Origin of the sequence: Bacillus sp. MYb56, from assembly GCF_002976445.1 — a bacterium.
GTDB classification, from domain to species: Bacteria; Bacillota; Bacilli; order Bacillales; family Bacillaceae_G; genus Bacillus_A; species Bacillus_A mycoides.
Window position 1 is genome coordinate 115,836 of sequence record NZ_PCOH01000010.1, and the last position, 18,954, is coordinate 134,789.

21 protein-coding genes are annotated in these 18,954 nt (G+C 35.2%); 8 read left to right on the plus strand and 13 right to left on the minus strand.

Going from position 1 to position 18,954, the window contains the following annotated elements; translation table 11 throughout:
- The first annotated feature begins 38 nt into the window (after window positions 1-38).
- The gene (locus CQ058_RS14615) at window positions 39-1,373 is read left to right on the plus strand and encodes a methyl-accepting chemotaxis protein (protein ID WP_087946936.1); all 1,335 of its coding nucleotides are present in this window, start codon (window positions 39-41) and stop codon (window positions 1,371-1,373) included.
- Window positions 1,374-1,493: 120 nt separating this feature from the next.
- Window positions 1,494-1,811, plus strand: coding sequence for a metal-sulfur cluster assembly factor (locus CQ058_RS14620; protein WP_000082522.1), 318 nt, complete (start codon window positions 1,494-1,496; stop codon window positions 1,809-1,811).
- 44 nt (window positions 1,812-1,855) lie between these two features.
- Here CQ058_RS14620 and CQ058_RS14625 read toward each other — a convergent pair whose 3' ends face one another.
- The 7 genes from CQ058_RS14625 to CQ058_RS14655 all read right to left on the minus strand — a co-directional run bounded on the left by CQ058_RS14625 (window position 1,856) and on the right by CQ058_RS14655 (window position 7,928).
- A complete protein-coding gene (locus CQ058_RS14625; protein WP_002191121.1) occupies window positions 1,856-3,505 on the minus strand; it encodes a M4 family metallopeptidase in 1,650 nt (549 codons plus the stop codon).
- A 207-nt stretch (window positions 3,506-3,712) separates the two neighbouring features.
- The gene (locus tag CQ058_RS14630; RefSeq protein ID WP_002191122.1) at window positions 3,713-4,411 is read right to left on the minus strand and encodes a pirin family protein; all 699 of its coding nucleotides are present in this window, start codon (window positions 4,409-4,411) and stop codon (window positions 3,713-3,715) included.
- A 50-nt stretch (window positions 4,412-4,461) separates the two neighbouring features.
- Window positions 4,462-4,872 (minus strand): MarR family winged helix-turn-helix transcriptional regulator, encoded by a 411-nt coding sequence (locus tag CQ058_RS14635; RefSeq protein ID WP_002129828.1) that lies wholly within the window; start codon window positions 4,870-4,872, stop codon window positions 4,462-4,464.
- 113 nt (window positions 4,873-4,985) lie between these two features.
- On the minus strand, window positions 4,986-5,420 hold the full coding sequence (locus CQ058_RS14640; RefSeq protein ID WP_002015986.1) for a DUF3920 family protein: 435 nt from the start codon (window positions 5,418-5,420) through the stop codon (window positions 4,986-4,988).
- 136 nt (window positions 5,421-5,556) lie between these two features.
- Complete coding sequence (uptA, locus tag CQ058_RS14645) at window positions 5,557-6,150, minus strand: undecaprenyl phosphate transporter UptA (protein ID WP_000900199.1); 594 nt, start codon at window positions 6,148-6,150, stop codon at window positions 5,557-5,559.
- Between the two features lie 80 nt (window positions 6,151-6,230).
- A complete protein-coding gene (locus tag CQ058_RS14650) occupies window positions 6,231-7,430 on the minus strand; it encodes a cation:proton antiporter (RefSeq protein ID WP_002191123.1) in 1,200 nt (399 codons plus the stop codon).
- The gene (locus tag CQ058_RS14655; protein ID WP_001026068.1) at window positions 7,431-7,928 is read right to left on the minus strand and encodes a cation:proton antiporter regulatory subunit; all 498 of its coding nucleotides are present in this window, start codon (window positions 7,926-7,928) and stop codon (window positions 7,431-7,433) included.
- Window positions 7,929-8,337: 409 nt separating this feature from the next.
- On the opposite strand from CQ058_RS14655, the gene CQ058_RS14665 reads away from it, so the two are divergent.
- From CQ058_RS14665 to CQ058_RS14675, 3 genes are all read left to right on the plus strand, one after another.
- Window positions 8,338-9,771, plus strand: a complete 1,434-nt coding sequence (locus CQ058_RS14665) for an alanine/glycine:cation symporter family protein (protein WP_002129834.1) — start codon at window positions 8,338-8,340, stop codon at window positions 9,769-9,771.
- A 239-nt stretch (window positions 9,772-10,010) separates the two neighbouring features.
- The gene (locus CQ058_RS14670) at window positions 10,011-10,451 is read left to right on the plus strand and encodes a Dps family protein (protein ID WP_002015990.1); all 441 of its coding nucleotides are present in this window, start codon (window positions 10,011-10,013) and stop codon (window positions 10,449-10,451) included.
- Between the two features lie 536 nt (window positions 10,452-10,987).
- Entirely contained in the window at window positions 10,988-11,185 is a 198-nt protein-coding gene (locus CQ058_RS14675) for a hypothetical protein (protein ID WP_105589785.1), read from the plus strand.
- Window positions 11,186-11,290: 105 nt separating this feature from the next.
- On the opposite strand, the gene CQ058_RS14680 is transcribed toward CQ058_RS14675, so the two are convergent.
- The 3 genes from CQ058_RS14680 to CQ058_RS14690 form a co-directional block, all read right to left on the minus strand.
- Complete coding sequence (locus CQ058_RS14680; protein ID WP_105589786.1) at window positions 11,291-11,794, minus strand: DinB family protein; 504 nt, start codon at window positions 11,792-11,794, stop codon at window positions 11,291-11,293.
- 416 nt (window positions 11,795-12,210) lie between these two features.
- Window positions 12,211-12,492 carry a hypothetical protein gene (locus tag CQ058_RS14685; RefSeq protein WP_061673690.1) on the minus strand — a complete coding sequence of 94 codons (282 nt, stop codon included), beginning with the start codon at window positions 12,490-12,492 and terminating at the stop codon, window positions 12,211-12,213.
- A gap of 119 nt (window positions 12,493-12,611) precedes the next feature.
- A complete protein-coding gene (locus tag CQ058_RS14690; RefSeq protein WP_033707925.1) occupies window positions 12,612-13,190 on the minus strand; it encodes an LOG family protein in 579 nt (192 codons plus the stop codon).
- Between the two features lie 73 nt (window positions 13,191-13,263).
- On the opposite strand from CQ058_RS14690, the gene CQ058_RS14695 reads away from it, so the two are divergent.
- The 3 genes from CQ058_RS14695 to CQ058_RS14705 all read left to right on the plus strand — a co-directional run bounded on the left by CQ058_RS14695 (window position 13,264) and on the right by CQ058_RS14705 (window position 15,467).
- Window positions 13,264-13,587 carry a MazG nucleotide pyrophosphohydrolase domain-containing protein gene (locus CQ058_RS14695; RefSeq protein WP_002089472.1) on the plus strand — a complete coding sequence of 108 codons (324 nt, stop codon included), beginning with the start codon at window positions 13,264-13,266 and terminating at the stop codon, window positions 13,585-13,587.
- 53 nt (window positions 13,588-13,640) lie between these two features.
- On the plus strand, window positions 13,641-14,147 hold the full coding sequence (locus CQ058_RS14700; protein ID WP_002034655.1) for a ferritin: 507 nt from the start codon (window positions 13,641-13,643) through the stop codon (window positions 14,145-14,147).
- Window positions 14,148-14,294: 147 nt separating this feature from the next.
- On the plus strand, window positions 14,295-15,467 hold the full coding sequence (locus CQ058_RS14705) for a DUF418 domain-containing protein (RefSeq protein ID WP_078175886.1): 1,173 nt from the start codon (window positions 14,295-14,297) through the stop codon (window positions 15,465-15,467).
- A 19-nt stretch (window positions 15,468-15,486) separates the two neighbouring features.
- On the opposite strand, the gene CQ058_RS14710 is transcribed toward CQ058_RS14705, so the two are convergent.
- The 3 genes from CQ058_RS14710 to CQ058_RS14720 all read right to left on the minus strand — a co-directional run bounded on the left by CQ058_RS14710 (window position 15,487) and on the right by CQ058_RS14720 (window position 18,664).
- Window positions 15,487-15,717 (minus strand): hypothetical protein, encoded by a 231-nt coding sequence (locus tag CQ058_RS14710; protein WP_078175914.1) that lies wholly within the window; start codon window positions 15,715-15,717, stop codon window positions 15,487-15,489.
- 95 nt (window positions 15,718-15,812) lie between these two features.
- Window positions 15,813-16,994: a NupC/NupG family nucleoside CNT transporter gene (locus CQ058_RS14715; RefSeq protein ID WP_078175885.1), complete on the minus strand. Its 1,182-nt coding sequence runs from the start codon at window positions 16,992-16,994 to the stop codon at window positions 15,813-15,815.
- 488 nt (window positions 16,995-17,482) lie between these two features.
- Window positions 17,483-18,664: a NupC/NupG family nucleoside CNT transporter gene (locus tag CQ058_RS14720; protein ID WP_016121020.1), complete on the minus strand. Its 1,182-nt coding sequence runs from the start codon at window positions 18,662-18,664 to the stop codon at window positions 17,483-17,485.
- Window positions 18,665-18,954 lie beyond the last annotated feature (290 nt).

The following is an 18,954-nucleotide window of genomic DNA, read 5'->3' on the forward strand; positions in this document are numbered from 1 at the left end:
TTGTTCCTTTTGGCGTAAGGTTTTCTTTTAATTTTTTAATTGAAGAAAAAGTTTTCTCTCTTGCAAAAGAACAAAAATGGGAAGAAGCATTACAACTTGCTTCTTCAGAAAATGGTACTGTTTATAAAGTTATTGGTGACTTCACAAACTATAGCAACGAACAAGCTAAGTTACGTGAACAATCCATTGAAAAAATTGATCAATCGTCACTGCTAATTGAATATATTGTTTTCTTATCACTTGTTATATGTATTATTGTTGCACTCATTCTTACATGGTGGTTCTCTGGTAAGCTTGTTAAACCAATTGAACAAATTGATAAGAAATTAAAAGAATTAGCTTCTCACGAAGGTGATTTAACAGCACGTCTACAAGTAAATAGCAATGATGAAATCGGTGCAATTGCCAAATCATTTAATAACATGTTAGAAAACTTGCAGCACATCATTAATCGTGTTCAAAAAACTTCTGTGGAAGTACAAAATGCTTCTGAAAATATGCTAGAAAAGACCAATACATCGCGTGATGCAACAGTAAAAGTTCAAAGCTCGATGTCCAATTTAAATGCCAGCATCCAATCACAAACTTCTAGTATGGAAGAAAGCTCGACTGCAATGGATGATATGGCAATGAGTGTTCAACGTATTGCAGAATCAGCTTCGTCTGTAGCCGAACTAGCTGTAGCCACGTCAGAACACGCTAACGACGGAAGTACTGTAATTCAAAAATCTATTTCACAAATGACCACGATACACGAAGCTGTGAATTCTACATCAGAAGTAGTCGAACGTCTAATCACTCATACAAAATATATTGATACAGCTGTACAATCTATTTCTAATATCGCTGAACAAACAAATCTACTTGCTTTAAATGCTTCTATTGAAGCTGCTCGTGCCGGTGAACAAGGAAAAGGATTTGCTGTCGTAGCTGATGAAGTTCGTAAACTTGCTGAACAATCAAAAACAGCAGCAACAGATATTAACCAATTGCTGCACCAAATTCAAAATGATACTGAAACTGCTAGCTCTATGATGTCTCAAGGGCGTTCTGAAGCATTTGAAGGTATTAACGTCATTCGTGAAGCGGGCTCTTCCTTCACAACAATCGTCGGTCAAGTGAATACAGTGTCTACTCAAATCCAAGATATATCAGCAACTGCTGAAGAAATGGCCGCAAGTGCTGAAGAAATGAATGCTTCACTTAATAACATCGCTTCAATTTCTAATGAAGTTTCAAGTGAGACTGTCGTAACAGCACAATCCGCTGCACAGAAAGTCATTGTTATGAATGAAATGACCCTAACTGCAAAACAAATGAAACAAACAGTTGAAGAATTAGATCAGCTTGTATCTCATTTTAAAACTGAATAGCTTTTCAAAAAAATATTCCTCTCTCAGGGAGGAATATTTTTTTGAGCTCATTTCCTGCACTTATCCCGCATATCCGTTATAATGAGAACCGATATCATTAATATTTAGGGGGTGCTACACATGTCACAACAAGCATTTGAAGAAAAGTTATATGCAAACTTAGAAGCTGTTATTGACCCTGAGCTAGGTGTTGATATTATCAATCTCGGATTAGTTTATGACGTTACAGCGGATGAAAATAATAATGCTGTCATTACAATGACGATGACTTCTATCGGTTGTCCAATGGCTGGCCAAATCGTATCAGACGTTAAAAAAGTATTATCAACGAACGTACCTGAAGTAAATGAAATAGAAGTAAACGTTGTATGGAATCCGCCATGGACAAAAGAACGTATGTCGCGTATGGCGAAAATCGCATTAGGTATTCGTGACTAAATAAGGAAAAGACCTGACAATCCAGTCAGGTCTTTTTTCTCTTATTATTTTACTCCTACAGCGTCATAAGCTTTCGTTACAGCTTGTACCTCTTTAGAGTTTTTACCGAATAAATCTTCTGCTGATTGAAGTGCAGCTTGACGCATCATTTTGAAATCAGAGTTTGCAGTTAAATATTTTGTAAGAGCACGATAGTAAATTTTTTCTGTCGCTTCACGGCCCACTCCAGTTACTTTCACATTGTAATGCGTGCCGCCCTCAGACACTAAATACGCCGCCTTATTATTAATACTACTGTTAATATGAACGCCGCCATTATCAGCTGTTCCAGTATAACGTTTATTATAGTGATCTGGGTAACCTTCACCTGGTTTTAATGGGTTTGGAATAGATGCTGGATCCTTTAGAGAACGAAGTGCATCTCCAGGTTTACCAGGTGTATAAATATCAGCACCTAAATCCCAGCTCTTCTTCTCAACCATGACGCCCATAATATCAGATAACGATTCATTTAACGCTCCTGATTCATTTTTATATACAAGGTTTGCTGTATGTTCAGTTACAGCATGCGTTAATTCGTGGCCAATAACATCTAGCCCTGCTGATAATGGAATAAATGTCTTACCATCTCCATCACCATACATCATTTGCACACCGTTCCACGCTGCGTTATTCCAAGATTCACCTACGTGAACAGCAGAAATAAGTTTTGCACCTTTATCATCGAAAGAGTTACGGTTAAATGTCTTTTTATAATAATCATATACTTTTCCTGCATTCACATGCGCATCAACTGCCGCTTTATCTTCGAAGAACTTAGATTTACTTCCAATTTCTTCTCCTGTATATCCAAGAATTTGTGAGAATAAATTAAACCAGTCTTCGTTCATATTCTCTGCATCAAATGTATGGACACCTTGTCCTCGTGTACCATCAAATAAGTTGAACGCTCCTGTTTTCGTATCTTGAGCAATTTCAAATGATTGTCTAGCACCTAATACTCCGTAACCAAATCCAGTAATGTTATCTACAGCATTATATTTCTCAATAACATTTCCATTTGTTGCATCAACAAAGTAATGCCAATATCCTGGAGCTGGTTTCGAAACCGACGCTTTTACAAGATATGCAAGATAGTATTGACCATCTTTTTCATACACATATAAATCTTTTTTCACACCATCATAATTCTTTACTTTACCAATTTCTTTCTCAATATTAGCTTTTGCAATCGTTTCTGCTTGTTCCGCACTAATACTTGCAGATGCAGGAATATTTTTATTATCTAAATTCGGAATAACTTGTCCGAAAAATGCTTTTACATTATTCTCTTTATCAAGCGTAACTGTTTGATCTGAACCATACACAGGAATGTTATTATGCTTCTCAACTAACTTCACATGTGTTGTACCAGAATCAGCATCTTTTTCTTCACCAACGATATTGAAATGTTTGTCAATATTTCCCGCTAGTTTAAACATATCCTTTTTACTCTCTAAATATTGAAAGACCGTCTCTTTTTTATCTAGTCCTTCCGGCGCTTTCCATTCTTCACCTATGTAAGCTGGTGTTTTAAACTCTTGGTGATACTGGATTTTTTGCTCTTCTGCTTTCGTCGTAGTTGCTCCAAATGCCCCAAACCCACTTGCGATAACAGTTAATGCTAATGCTGATGAAATTACTTGCTTTTTCAATCTAACACTCCCCATTTCCCTAAAAGTTTTTAACACCTTTATAAATATTCTGAATAATCTTTCCAATACCTGCTCTCAAAAATTGAGAAAGTTTTTTCTGTTAATTTAACTCACACAAAAAAGGATATCGTTTTCGATATCCTCTTCCCTATAACTTTTCATCTCGCTATTCACATACTTAAAACCGCCATGGGTTAAAGTTTCACTTTATTCCATTTTCATTTCAATCGCTAAGTAGTGAGAGTTTTCTTTCGCTTGAATGTGAATATCTTCTTCTACAGCCTCCGCTGCATCACGCATTACAAGTGTTTCACCGTTTACAACGCTGCTACCTTCAATTTGTACAAGGTACAATTGACGTCCTTCTTTAACAGGAAAATGAATTTCTTTACCAGCTTCTAATGATAAAGAATATAAATTTGCATCTTGGTGAATATGAATTGGTGCATCTCCATCAGAAGGAGATACCATATGGAACCACTCATTTTCACGTTTACTCCAATCAAATTTAAACTCACCATAGTTTGGTTTATGACCGTCGCGGTCTGGTAAAATCCAAATTTGCAATAAACGTAATGTTTCACTTCCTAAGTTATGCTCACTGTGAAATACACCAGTACCTGCACTCATATATTGAACATGCCCACGCTCAATTGTCCCGCGGTTCCCCATACTATCTTCATGTGTTAATTCACCATCTATAACGTAAGAGATAATCTCCATATCACGGTGCGGATGCATATCAAAACCAGTTTGTGGCGCTATTAAATCATCATTCATAACACGTACTGCTCCAAAATTCATGTTGTTTGGATTATAATAATTTGCAAAGGAAAAATGAAAATGTGTATTTAACCAACCGTGATTTGCTCTTCCCATATTTTTATGATCAACTTTTCTAAACATGTCCTTCACCTCATATTATCTCGAAATCGAGATATTTATTTTTAATTTTATCACTGCAACTTCTTCAGTAATTCTAATAATTGTTTTTGTTCTTCTCTATTTAACTTATCAAATTGCTCTGCTTGAAATGTTTCTTGCGGCGGGACTATTTCTTCATATAGAACCTTTCCCTTTTCTGTTAATGAAATATATTTCGTAGTACCTTCTTGTTCACGCTGAATCCAATCTAGTTGCTCCATCTTATTTAAAAGTTGAGTAACATTTCCTTTCGTAACAAACAACTTATTTCCAAGTTCTTGCTGCGTTAAACGATCGTTTCCTCCAATTTGAACTAATACATCAAACTGAGCGGCAGATACATTCCACTTTTTCAAATGCTGATTCGTCTCACGAATACTTCTATTATAAAAGCGTGATAAACGAAACCATAATAGTACTCCAAGTCTTTCCCCTGCTTTCATTCCATCACCTCGCTCATTTGATACTATTAGTTTAGAACTAAACTTATTAAAGGTCAACTACTTATTTTTAATTAGCAATAAATAAAAGCACAGTGATTTTCCTCCACTATGCTTCAGATTAAATTTCTATTTTTATATTCATCTAGCTTCCTCTCCGCGAAATGCCTCGCATCTTTCTCGATCCATCTTTCTTCGTATAGTTCATTTCCAACATATAGTACATCGTCCTTATGCTGCATCGCATGCCTGAATTCATGCAATAGCGTTTTGAGCACTTGCTCATACTCTTCCCACATACAAACGAAAATTAATTGTTTTTCTTTATGATAAAAACCACCTACTGGGAATAAAAACTCCTCTTCTTCTTCTCCTAATGATAAAAGTACATGATTCGCATCACACGTATCACAAAAAATAACTGGCGTTGCACTTACTTCAATAAGAGAAAACAAATCATTTCTTAACTTTTTGACATCCCAAGGAAGCTCCGAATCCAACACATACCAATTCTCAACTTGTTGATATACATTTTGAAACTGGAGTTCCATTTCTCAATAATCCCCTTCCTAAACTCCCTTTCCCTATATATATGCCACAATATGGTAAATATTAAACATACACTTTCATCCTTTAAAAAATGACGATAAAAAAGAATCTATGTCAGCATAGATTCTTTTTCCGTAATCACTTTTTTTTCATCATTTTTTTTAATATAAAATAACCAATTGCACAAACAATAGCAGCAAGTGCAAAGTATTTCACATATGGCCCAGCTACTTTATTAATACTTTCCCACTCTGTTCCTAATTTAAAACCTAAATATACAAATACAATTGACCATGGAATAACAGCTAGTGTAGTTAGCGTAATAAACTTAGCATGTGACATTTTCGCAATACCCGCTGGTATCGAAATAGCATGACGCACAACAGGAATAAAACGCGCTGTAAAAATAACACCAGTTCCGTAACGATTAAACCACGCTTCAGCATAATCAATATGTTTCTTCTGAATCAAAATATATTTTCCATATCGCTCAAGAACAGGTCTTCCTCCGTATCGACCGATCCAATAAATGAATAGTTGTGCGATTACACCACCAATTGTACCGAACGCGACAGCCCCCCAAAATGTAATGCTTCCTGTTGATACTAAATAACCTGCATAAGATAATACGATTTCACTTGGGATAACCTCTATCATTAATCCCAGCATAATTCCCCAATAACCAAGTCCTTCTAGAAAAACTAAAACTGAATGAATCAACTCTCCTAACATCATTTACCTCTCTTTACTGTTTTCATTGCAAAAAATAAAAGTACAAGCAGTAAATATCTTGTACTTTTATTTTTCAAAATTTATCTAGTCTTCGTATCCCACTTAAAGATTTTATTTAAAAGTTTATATACATTCTTTGACTCTTTCGTTAGAAGGGGACCTAAAATGGATAGTATAAGCACATATAGTGCTGAGAATGGTTTCAATACCGACATTAACCCACCCGCGATGCCGATATTAGCCATAATGATTGAGAATTCTCCCCTTGAAACGATTGTTAATCCAATATTTGTTGATGCTTTATGAGATAATCCAGCTTGTCGTCCCGCAATCATCCCTGCTACAAAGTTTCCGATTATCGTCAGAAGTACAGCACCTAACGTTAACCATATTGCTCCGCCCAATGAAAACGGATCGATACTTAATCCGAAACTGAAGAAGAAGATAGCTCCGAAGAAGTCTCTAAATGGAACAACAAGATGTTCAATTCGATCACTATGCTCTGTCTCAGAGAAAACTAACCCTAAAAGAAGTGCCCCGATTGCTTCTGCAACGTGAATTGTTTCTGAAAAACCTGCAATAAAGAACAACGAAGCAAATACTACAATAATGAAAATTTCATCTGAACTAATATTGAGCAATCTATTTAATAACGGCGTTGCTTTTCTAGCCACAATAAAGAATAGAAGCATATATCCTAAAGCAATTCCAATTGAAGTAAGGGCACCTAAGAAGGAAGCGTGATCCCCAAGAACTAAGCCAGAAACTACTGATAAATATACAGCAAGGAATATATCTTCAAACATAATAATTCCTAAAATTAATTCGGTTTCATTATTACCAGTTCTTCTTAAATCAACTAATACCTTTGCAACGATAGCACTAGAAGAAATCGTAATAATACCCGCAATAATTAAGATTTCGAGTAACGGGAATCCCATTATAAATCCGTATAATAATCCTAGTGAAAAGTTAATCAAAATATAGATTGTTCCGCCAATCGCGATAGAACGTCCAGATTTAATTAGTTTTTTCATCGAAAACTCTAATCCCAGATAGAAAAGAAGGAACAGAACACCAATCCTTCCAAGGAAGGATATCACACTTGCACTTTCAATAAATTTGAGGTCGATAACACCTATTGTCGGCGCATGCGGACCTACTAACATGCCAAGAACGATTAGAAAAGGAATTACTGAGAATTTAAACTTTCCAGCAATTACCGCCGCAATTGCTACTAAAACTAAAGCTGTACCAACTTCAAAAATTAAAGTATCCATCTAGTCAGTCCCCCTATTCGAAAGTAATTCATTAATAATCTTTTTAATTTCTTCTCTCTCACCAGAAACTACAAGCATATCTCCTTCTTCAATCACCGTGTCTGGACCTGGATTAAATAGCTTTTTCATATTCTTTTTCATAACTGCAATTATCGTTACGCTATATGTTTTTCTTATTTCAAGGTCGCCAATTGTTTTTCCGATTGCCGGAGCTGCATTCTCCACTTTAAACCACTCAATTGCTAAACCTTCAAAGACCATCTCAACATTTTCTAATGCTCTAGGTTTGTATACCATTCCACCTAATATTGCTGCAATTTGTCTCGCCTCTGAGTCACGTAATGAAATACTTGAGATGCTTTCTTCATGATCTGAATCAAAATGATACATTTCTCTACGCCCATCATCATGAATGACGATCACCATCTTTTCGTTACCTTTCGTAACGATTTGAAATTTATAACCAATACCCGGAAGTTCACTTTCTCTAATATTCATATTTAGCTCCTCCATAACTTCTTTATTTTAATTTTCTGTTTTTCTGTCTTTTGTTCATCCAATCAATTTTAGAAATTCTAACCATTCAGGATACCTATGACTTGGAAATCTTTTATTGTAATAATAAGTGGCTCCTAAAAAGATACTTAAAGATGTAATGATAAAAAATAAATTACTTCTTATTTTCAAACTCTTAAGACTTACTTTCAATAAAGATTCTTCTTTCAAATTATCCCCTCTTTTTCGCTTTAAATTTAGTTTTTTAAAATGTAAATAATTCTAAAAATATTACGATGTAACATAATCATAACACAAAACACATTTAAGTAACGTGATTTTTTAGAAAAATTGATTCTGGTATATTTTTTGCATATAATTTTCTTATTATGAAAAAAAGGAAGTGTATTATATGGTTGATATCTTTAGCAGATTCCTTGAGGTAACGAATAATATTTTATGGTCATATATTCTTATTGCAATGTTAATCGGCTTCGGTCTTTATTTCTCTTTCAAATTAAAATTTGTCCAAATTACTCATTTCCGTGAGATGGTCAGTTTAATTAGTAAAGGATTTAATCGAAAAGAAAAAAAGAAAGATAGCATCTCTCCATTCCAAGCATTTTGCTTAAGTGCAGCAGCACGTATTGGTATCGGGAACTTAGCTGGTGTAGCATTAGCCATTTCAATGGGTGGACCTGGCGCAATATTTTGGATGTGGTTTATCGCTATCCTTGGAGCAGCTACTAGTTTTGTAGAATGTACGCTCGCGCAAATTTATAAAGTAAAAGATGGAAGCAGATTCCGTGGTGGACCAGCGTATTACATGGAAAAAGGGTTAAACAAACGCTGGATGGGTGTTTGGTTTTCACTTCTTATTACAGTTGCGTACGGATTAATTTTCAATTCTGTACAAGCAAACACGGTAACAATAGCATTTGAAAATGCTTTTGGACTAGAGCGAACGATCGTAGGAGCTCTATTAGCTTTATTAGTTGCAGTTATTATTTTTGGTGGTATCAAGAGCATTTCACGTATTACAGAAATGATTGTTCCTCCAATGGCAATCATTTATATCGGCGTAGCTGTTTTTGTCGTAATTAACAACTTCACTATGTTACCAAGCATTTTTACAGAAATATTTAACAGCGCATTTGGTTTAGACCAAGCTATCGCTGGTGGTATTGGAGCAGCAATCAAATTCGGAATTCAGCGCGGTTTATTCGCGACAGAAGCAGGTATGGGTAGCTCCCCTAACGCAGCAGCAACATCAGATGTATCTCACCCTGTAAAACAAGGACTTGTTCAAGCATTAGGTGTTTTCGTAGATACATTCTTAGTATGTACATCAACAGCGTTTATCGTATTATGTTCTGGACTTTACAAAGGATCGAATTTAGAAGGTATTGAATTAACACAACAAGCATTAAGTTCACAAATTGGACCGTGGGCAAGCACTTTCTTAGCGATTATTATTTTCCTATTCGCTTTCAGTTCTTTACTAGGAAACTACTATTATGGTGAAACAAATATCGCATTCATTAAAGAAAGCAAAACATGGTTACTGATTTATCGTGTTGCAGTTGTCGGAATGGTGTTCTTCGGATCTATCGCTGCCCTTCAAACGGTTTGGAGTTTAGCTGATTTCTTTATGGGACTAATGGTATTTACAAACTTAATTGCCATCTCATTCCTTAGCAAGTTCGCCTATGCGGCATTAGTAGACTATATAAAACAAAAGAAACAAGGAAAAGATCCTGTTTTCATTGCAAGTTCTATCCCTGGCTTAAAGAATACAGAGTGTTGGGATGGGCAAGATTTAGAAGAGAAGAAACAAGTTGGATAACAACTAAAAGCGGAAGAGGCTCGTAGGAAAAAGCGAAGCCACCGAATATTCTAGCCGCTGGAGCTATATAATAAAAAATCCCTATTACTTCATAGTAATAGGGATTTTTTATTTACAACAGTTCATAATTTGTTCAAATTAATTCCAGCAAAAGGGTTGATTTATACAAATTACTAGATTATAATAATTATAAATTAGTAATTTGTATAAAATAATAACTCAAGAGGAGATTGATCATAATGAATACACAAGTAATCGAAGCATTAAACAAACAAGTAGCAAACTGGAGCGTTTTATTTACAAAACTACACAACTTCCATTGGTACGTAAAAGGACCTCAATTCTTCACACTACATGAAAAGTTTGAAGAGCTTTACACAGAATCAGCTACTCACATCGATGAAATCGCAGAACGTATTTTAGCAATTGGCGGCAAACCAGTAGCAACAATGAAAGAATACTTAGAACTATCTTCTATTCAAGAAGCAGCTTACGGAGAAACTGCAGAAGGGATGGTCGAAGCAATCATGAAAGACTACGAAATGATGCTAGTCGAACTAAAAAAAGGCATGGTAATCGCTCAAGAATCTGACGACGAAATGACATCTGACCTACTACTAGGCATCTACACAGAACTAGAAAAACACGCTTGGATGCTACGTGCATTCTTGAATCAATAATATATTTAAAAGCGGAGGTGGCTCGTTCAGCTCTGACTGGCTAAGGTTCTTTCACATAGAAGGCGCTTTTTGCCTTCTTATGTGGAAGGTTCTTAGACACGAAGAGCTAGCCACCGGAGCTGGATAATATTAAAAGCGGAAGCGGCTCGCTCAGAATCGCAGGACATTGGAGCTCTCGACCTTGAAGCGCTTTTTGCTTCGAGCGAGAGAGCGAAATGACCGGAGATTCTAGCCGCTGGAGCTAGATACCACTTAAAGCAGAAGCGGCTCGTTCAGAGTCGCTTTTTTCTATTGATTGGTCGCACTTGATAATACATAAAATTATATCGATCGCAACTCACGATATATCAACGTTTCGACAAAGAATATCGCTTTACCAACAAATCACGACAATAATAGCACTCCCCTCCTCTACTTTTATCAATATATTACAATCCCTTTTATGTTAAAATATAGGTAACACCCTTTAGTAAAATAGATCCAAAAAAGCTTTTCCATATTCATCATTTACTACTTAAATGGCGGGAGTGGTTCAGTTGAAAGACTACTTAATTAGAGCATTTTTTGCGTTAATAACAGTTGGGATTCTCTTACTCATAGCTAATATTTTCAATATACGTGTCGAGGTTAAAGACTATGCTTTCCTCGTTGTTGTAGCTATTGGTGGCGGTTGGGGTGGCTGGTACCTGTATAAAAAACAAGGTAATCAAAATGATAAAGGCATTCCGAAATAATATGGAATGCCTTTTTTCTCTAATACATAATTAAGCTTAAACCACTAATAAAAGCAGTCCCCAAAAACATCATACAACCCATATTCTATAGTAAATAAAAAGAATTCATTTTGAATATAGAAATAGTCCAAAATCTTGCATAACAGAGGTATGCCCCATTTGCCGCAACATTGTGGCTATATTCCCACGGTGATATGCTCCGTGGGTGACGACGTGTAGTATTGTTTCAGAAACCGTCGTATCCAGGAGCCCAGCATACGGATTATCAACCTCAAACACTTTTTCATAATCTTGTTGACTACTTAAAAGTTCTTTATATCGTTTAGATAATTCATAAAAACTAGTTTCCATTTCCTCAATATTTTTTGTTTCTAGCTGTTCTTTCAATTGGTCTGTGTGTACCATTGCATCACTCATACTTTTACCAAAAATAATCTCAAGCCAGGCTAAATCTGTGAGGTATATGTGAGACATTACTTTTGCCACCGAAGAAAAACCACTCTTAACTTCCTTATGGAAAATGTCTTGCGGTAGTTCTTTTAAGCGATTTAAAATAACTTCATTTGCCCATAAGTGGTAGTTATACATTTTTAATACCGAACGCCCCATGCTCATTTCTCCTCCAATTTTCATTTTACTGATTAGATTATGATACATAGCTGCTTAAAAATTCCCAAAGGATTAGATTTATAAAATTTATTCTGATTCCGATTAGAAAAACCTCTATTAACTTCATAAAAAACATTCGCCATCTTCCACAATCTGACCCTTTAACGGAACAATTCTATATCACTCGATAATTTCTTACTCACCTTTTATTCAGATGTTCTTTTTTAAATCAGCAAAACATACCTCCATCTACTTCCCCTCTTGGAACGATTTCACATCTCACTATCAATATATTTAACCAAATTAAAAACACATGTCTTTTTGCGATAAAAAGACATGTGTTTCCAAAAATCTATATAAAAAACAAAGTAATCAAAGTGATAAAGGCATTCCAAAGTAATACGGAATGCCTTCTTTTATTGCCGTCTATAATAAATAATAAAATTCAAACCGCTAATACAGCCAAGTGCAATAAACATGCCAAAACTCTGTGCATCCCCAGCTAGATTATACTCATCAACGATAAACCCAGACATAAACAACGTTATCGCGGCAACACCGATACACAATATCGAAATAAACCAAAGCGAAAATTCATTAATTAGCTCTTTCTTCTGTGTTGAAACAATGAGCATAACAAGAATAGATGCTGCTAATATACTTTTAAAAACAGGCCGTAAATACACAAACTCCTCCATCTATTTCTCCTTCCTCAAAAAACATTATATCTCAATATTAACATATTTAACCAAATTAAAAACACATGTCTTTTTGCGATAAAAAGACATGTGTTTCCAAAATCCACTATAAAAATGTACTATGATAACTGCTTCCACTTCGTTCCCAAAACAGGACGCTCGTAATTTTGTATTTCATGAATTAATTTAGCTGCCGTCTCAGCTGAAACAATCAACTCTTTATTCGACGGGTTCATAAAGCCTTCTTCAGCTGCGCGATCAACCATTTGCAGAATTGGTCCGTAGAAGTCTTTAATGTTTAATAAACCAACTGGCTTATCATGTATACCAATTTGTGACCAACATACAACTTCAAATAGCTCTTCAAATGTTCCGTATCCGCCTGGTAATGCAATGAAAGCATCCGCAAGCTCTGCCATTTTTGCTTTACGTTCGTGCATCGTTTCTACTTCAATTAATTCTGTTAATCCTGTATGAACGATTTCACCACGGAATAAACCACGCGGCATAACACCTGTTACACGTCCACCTAAACGAAGAACTTCATTCGCTACTTCTCCCATTAATCCAACGCATGAACCGCCGTATACAAGCTCATAATCGTTCTCAACAAACATTTTCCCTAGCTCTATTGCCTGCTCTTTAAATTCTGGTCTTCCCCCTAAATTTGAACCTGCAAACACACAAATCTTTCTCATTCCTACACCCCGAAACTATATATTGTTATGATACAATGAGTATTGTACAACATATTGAAGGGATGAGGAAGAAATGGATATCGTCGCATTTCAAAGATGGGTGGAGGAATTTTACGAAAAACGAAGCTGGTCACAGTACAACTCCTTTATTCGCTTAAATTTCTTAACTGAGGAAGTTGGGGAAGTTTCACGCGTTGTTCGCGCAATTGAAATCGGTCGTGATCGCCCTGATGAACAAACGAAAACACAAGAAGAGCTAAAACAAGAACTAAAAGAAGAACTTGGTGATGTACTATCTAATCTTATTGTTCTTTCACAAAAATATGATTTGGATTTACAAGACATTATGGAAACACACGTTACAAAGCTTTCAAAAAGATTCGAAACATCTAAATGAGAACATTATCAATTGTGATATAATGTTCTTGTCAAAATAATAAGGGGGATTTTATGTTATCTAAAAAATTGCACGACGCACTAAATGAACAAATGAATTTTGAATTTTACTCTGCCCACGCTTATATGGCAATGGCTGCTTACTGTACAGCGGAAAGCTACGATGGATTCGCTAACTTTTTCCTTGTACAAGCTGAAGAAGAGCGTTTCCACGCAATGAAACTTTACAACTACATTAATGACCGCGGCGAGCGCGCTATTATTACTGGATTTGATCATCCTAATAACGAATATGATTCTGTATTGAATGCTTTTGAAGTAGCACTTGAGCACGAGCGTGAAGTAACGAAGCGCATTTATCACTTATCTGATATCGCTTGGGATGAGCGTGAACACGCAACAATTACCTTCTTAAAATGGTTCGTTGACGAGCAAGTAGAAGAAGAAGCTTCATTTGATAGCATCATCCAAAAATTAAAACGTATTACAAGCGATTCAAACGCATTATTTATGCTAGATGCTGAATTAGAGAAACGTACATTTACGCCTCCAGCTGAATAATATTTCAATCACCTTAATGAATGTATTAAGGTGATTTTTTCTTTTCTCTCTAGCTTAAAATCACCTTAAATTTCCTCGTATTTGACATAACAACAGTAAATAAATGGTATTATTTTCAATATAAAACAATATACGAGGAGAGAAAAAATGAACCAACGTGTAGAATTTGTTGACGCCATTCGTGGTTTCGCTTTATTTGGCATTTTACTTGTTAATATAACATTAATTCAATTCGGGTTATTCGCTAATGAAAAACCCACTTATATTTTTGGAAAACTCGATGAAAGTGCTAATTGGTTTATTCAATTTTTCGGCACACAGAATTTTATTTCCCTATTCTCTTTTTTATTTGGGCTTAGCATTATTTTGTTACAAAAAAGTATTATCGCAAAAGGAAAAAAGTTTTTCCCTACATATATAAGGCGTATTAGCATTCTTTTACTACTAGGCTACATTCACGGCACTTTTGTTTGGGAGGGAGATATTTTATTTGCCTACGGGATTGTCGGGATTTTCTTAATGATGTTCATCAATCGAAAACCAAAAACGTTACTCATTTGGGCATCCATTTTATTAGCACTCATTATGTTCGCATCTTATCAATCTGAACCAACATCAAACACATTCAATGATGTCGCACCTTATATTGAAAAAGAGCATAAAGTTCATGAAACTGGAAACTATATGGATCATATCAACTTTAGATTAACTGAAAATCCTTTTGATTACATGGGAATTAACGGTGTCTTCGGATTAGTTATCCTGTCAATTTTCGCATTAATTTTTATGTCTCCACTCTTCTTACTCGGCATGTACGTAGGAAAAAAGGGATGGCTATTTGAGATTGATAAACATATACCTGCTGTCAAAAAGATCTGGCTTATTACTGGTATTTTTTCTTTTACAATCAAAATTTTAACCATGTTCGTAAAACATCCGATTTTAATTATGTTACAAGATGGCCTTACACCCGTAACCATGACCTTCCTTTACGGAAGCACAATTACTTTATTGTTCCATTACAAAAAAGCATCGCGCTTACTAACATACATGGCGAACATGGGAAAAATGTCAGTTAGTAATTACTTAGCACAATCTATTATTGCAACAACCATTTTTTACGCATATGGGTTTGGCTTATACGGTAAAATCGGCTATTTCTTCGGTATTCTTTTAACCATTGGAATTTATACGATTCAATTATTCGTTAGTACCTATTGGCTACAGAAATACCGAATGGGGCCTGTAGAATATGTGTGGAGACTGGGAACTTATTTAAAAAGACCACGATTTAAAAAAGACTTGGATAAAGTAAGTTAAACAAGCAATGAGCTTAGACTCATTGCTTGTTTATTTTTTCTCGAAGCTTAATGAGCTTGGGCAAATCCTTCTTATAAAGACTTGAAATTTTTTCGACAAATTCACTGTTAGTAAAGGTTCCATCTCCATCCTCTACTATGCTCAAATATCCGTGTATCAATTTCAAAAATGCTCTAGCATCTTCTCCGGTTAACTTATCAATATTCTCAATAACCTCATCAAGCTCTTTTAAGTTGTCTCGCTCTTTCATCATAATTCCGCCCACTGCCTTATTATATTTATCATACCAAAACAAAAAAGCCGTTCATCCTCTAGGCGAGAGATAAACGACTTCTTTGTTATTTATTAAAGCATAACCCCAACGATAATCGCTGATAATATGCTTACTAACGTTGCACCGTATACAAGTTTTAATCCGAATGAAGATACAACGTTTGCTTGTTTTCCATCGATACTCTTCGTTGCACCTGCGATAATTCCGATAGATGAGAAGTTCGCAAATGATACAAGGAAGATTGATAAAATACCTACTGTACGAGCTGATAAATCGCCAGCTACTTTTCCAAGATCAAGCATCGCAACAAATTCGTTTGTTACTAATTTCGTCGCCATAATTTGTCCCGCTGCTAGCATCTCTGATGTTGGAATACCCATTACGAATGCTAATGGTGAGAAGATGTATCCTAAAATGCTCTGGAATGTGATTCCGAAAATAGAATCGAACACACCGTTAATTGCTGTAATTAATGCTACGAAACCGATTAACATCGCCGCTACTGTTACAGCGATAGAGAAACCTAGCATAATATATTCGCCTAACATTTCAAAGAATGTTTGTTTCTTATCTTCTTGTAATTCTAAAATGTCATCTTCTTCGTTCACATCATACGGATTAATAATATGAATGATAATAAATCCACTAAATAAGTTTAGTACAAGTGCTGTTACTACATATTTTGGATCAATCATCTTCATATAAGAACCAACGATTGACATCGAAACTGTTGACATTGATGATGCACAAAGTGTGTATAAACGATTTTTCGGTAATTTGCTTAATTGATCTTTTACTGTAATAAATACTTCACCTTGGCCGACAATTGCCGCTGCTACTGCATTATATGATTCAAGTTTTCCTAAACCGTTAATTTTACTTAATACGAAACCGACTGCACGAATGATAATCGGTAAAACTTTAATATGTTGTAAGATTCCAATTAGTACTGCTAAGAAAATAATTGGTAATAATACTGTTAAGAAGAATGGTGCTTGTCCATCATTTGCTAGACCACCAAATACGAAATTAACCCCTGCTTCCGCAAATTTTAAAATAGCGCCAAATCCATCTGCAATCCCTTTTACTAATACAAATCCGACCTTTGTATTTAGTAAGAAATACGCAAGTACCAATTGAATTACAAGCATAACTGCAATTGGTTTATATTTAATTTTCTTACGATCTGAACTTATAAGGAACCCTAGTACAAATACTACAAGTAAACCGACTAGAAACATTACTAACTTCATATGTGAATCCTCCACTTCCATGAGTTATCAGTCGTATAACGAATGACGTCTGACCATTAATGTTAAAAAATATGAACCCCTAAAATATTTTGAACTGTCTTCTAAAATAGGTAAGCGTTTACATAAATTGCAATTTATAACAGGTAGTCTCTTCTTCTCTACCGTATTTAACGTCTGAAATGGATACCACCTACAAATCAAATTGTAAGCGTTATCTAATCGAAATGCAATATAAATTTTAAAAGATTTTTATATGTTAATATATTCCTAACCGATTGGTTTTTTTATGTAAATTCACCATAAAAAATAGCCCTAGATATGAGCTAGGGCCACCCTTTTTACCCCGCTTTAACGGGCAGTAAGACCCCCACCTCAAAATTCAGCGAAAACAAAGAAGTTAGGTGGGTGATTAACTGCCCGTAAAAGCCCGATTGGTGAAGGCTAATAATCAGCGGGGGATAAAGCCCCCCACTGATTAAAGTTTCACTTTATAACATAACACCAACGATAATCGCGGATAAAAGACTTACTAATGTCGCACCGTATACAAGTCGTAATCCGAATGATGAAACAACGTTTGATTGGTTTTCATCGATCCCTTTCGTTGCACCTGCAATAATTCCGATAGATGAGAAGTTCGCGAATGATACAAGGAATACAGAAAGAATACCAACTGTACGAGCTGATAAATCACCAGCTACTTTTCCTAGATCAAGCATCGCAACAAACTCGTTTGATACTAATTTTGTTGCCATAATTTGTCCCGCTGTTACCATTTCTGCTTGCGGGATACCCATTACGAATGCTAATGGAGAGAAAATATATCCTAAAATAGCTTGGAATGTAATACCGAACACTGAATCAAACAAGCTATTGATTGCTGTAATTAATGCTACGAAACCAAGTAACATTGCTGCTACCGTAATCGCAATCGTGAAACCAAGCATAATATATTCGCTTAACATTTCAAAGAATGACTGTTTTTTCTTATTTTCTAACTTCAGTGTATCTTCTTCTTCCGTAATATCGTACGGATTAATAATATGAATAATAATGAAACCACTAAATAAATTTAATACAAGTGCTGTTACTACATATTTTGGCTCAATCATTTTCATATAAGAACCAACGATCGACATCGATACTGTCGACATGGAAGATGCACATAATGTATATAAACGATGTTTTGGGATTTTACTTAATTGATCTTTTACTGTAATAAATACTTCTGCCTGCCCAACAATTGCGGCCGCTACTGCATTATATGATTCTAATTTTCCTAAACCATTTACTTTACTTAGCAGAGTACCAATAGCACGAATAAATATCGGTAAAATTTTAAAGTGTTGCAGAATTCCGATTAACACTGCAAAGAATACGATTGGTAATAAAGCTGTTAAGAAGAATGAAACCTCTCCTTTATTAACAAGACCACCAAATACGAAAACGATTCCAGATTCCGCATATCCAAGAAGTGCTCCAAATCCATCTGAAATTCCTTTTACTAAAATATAACCAATTGGCGTATTTAATAAGAAATACGTTAACGCTAGCTGAATAACAAGCATAATTGCGATTGGTTTATACTTGATTTTCTTACGATCTGAACTTATAAGAAAGCCGAGTACGAATACAACTAGTAGTCCTACAAGAAACATAACAAACTTCATTAATAAAATCCTCCATTTAACTCTTCATTAACGTTGAACGTCTGACTACTCAAAACAAGGAATAATCCGAACTTTCCATTTCTCCTCCAAAATCTTCAATCGGATATGAAAAACCATAAAATCTCTTGTCTCAAAGCCATTTTCCATTCTAACACAAATTATAACTCACATCCGCACTTTTCTTAAAAAAATACATTTTATTATAAAACACTCATTAATGTTCGTATTTTCCCTCTTCCTTTAGTTTATCACCATAAAAAAAACGAGCATCAAATTTCTCTGATGCTCGT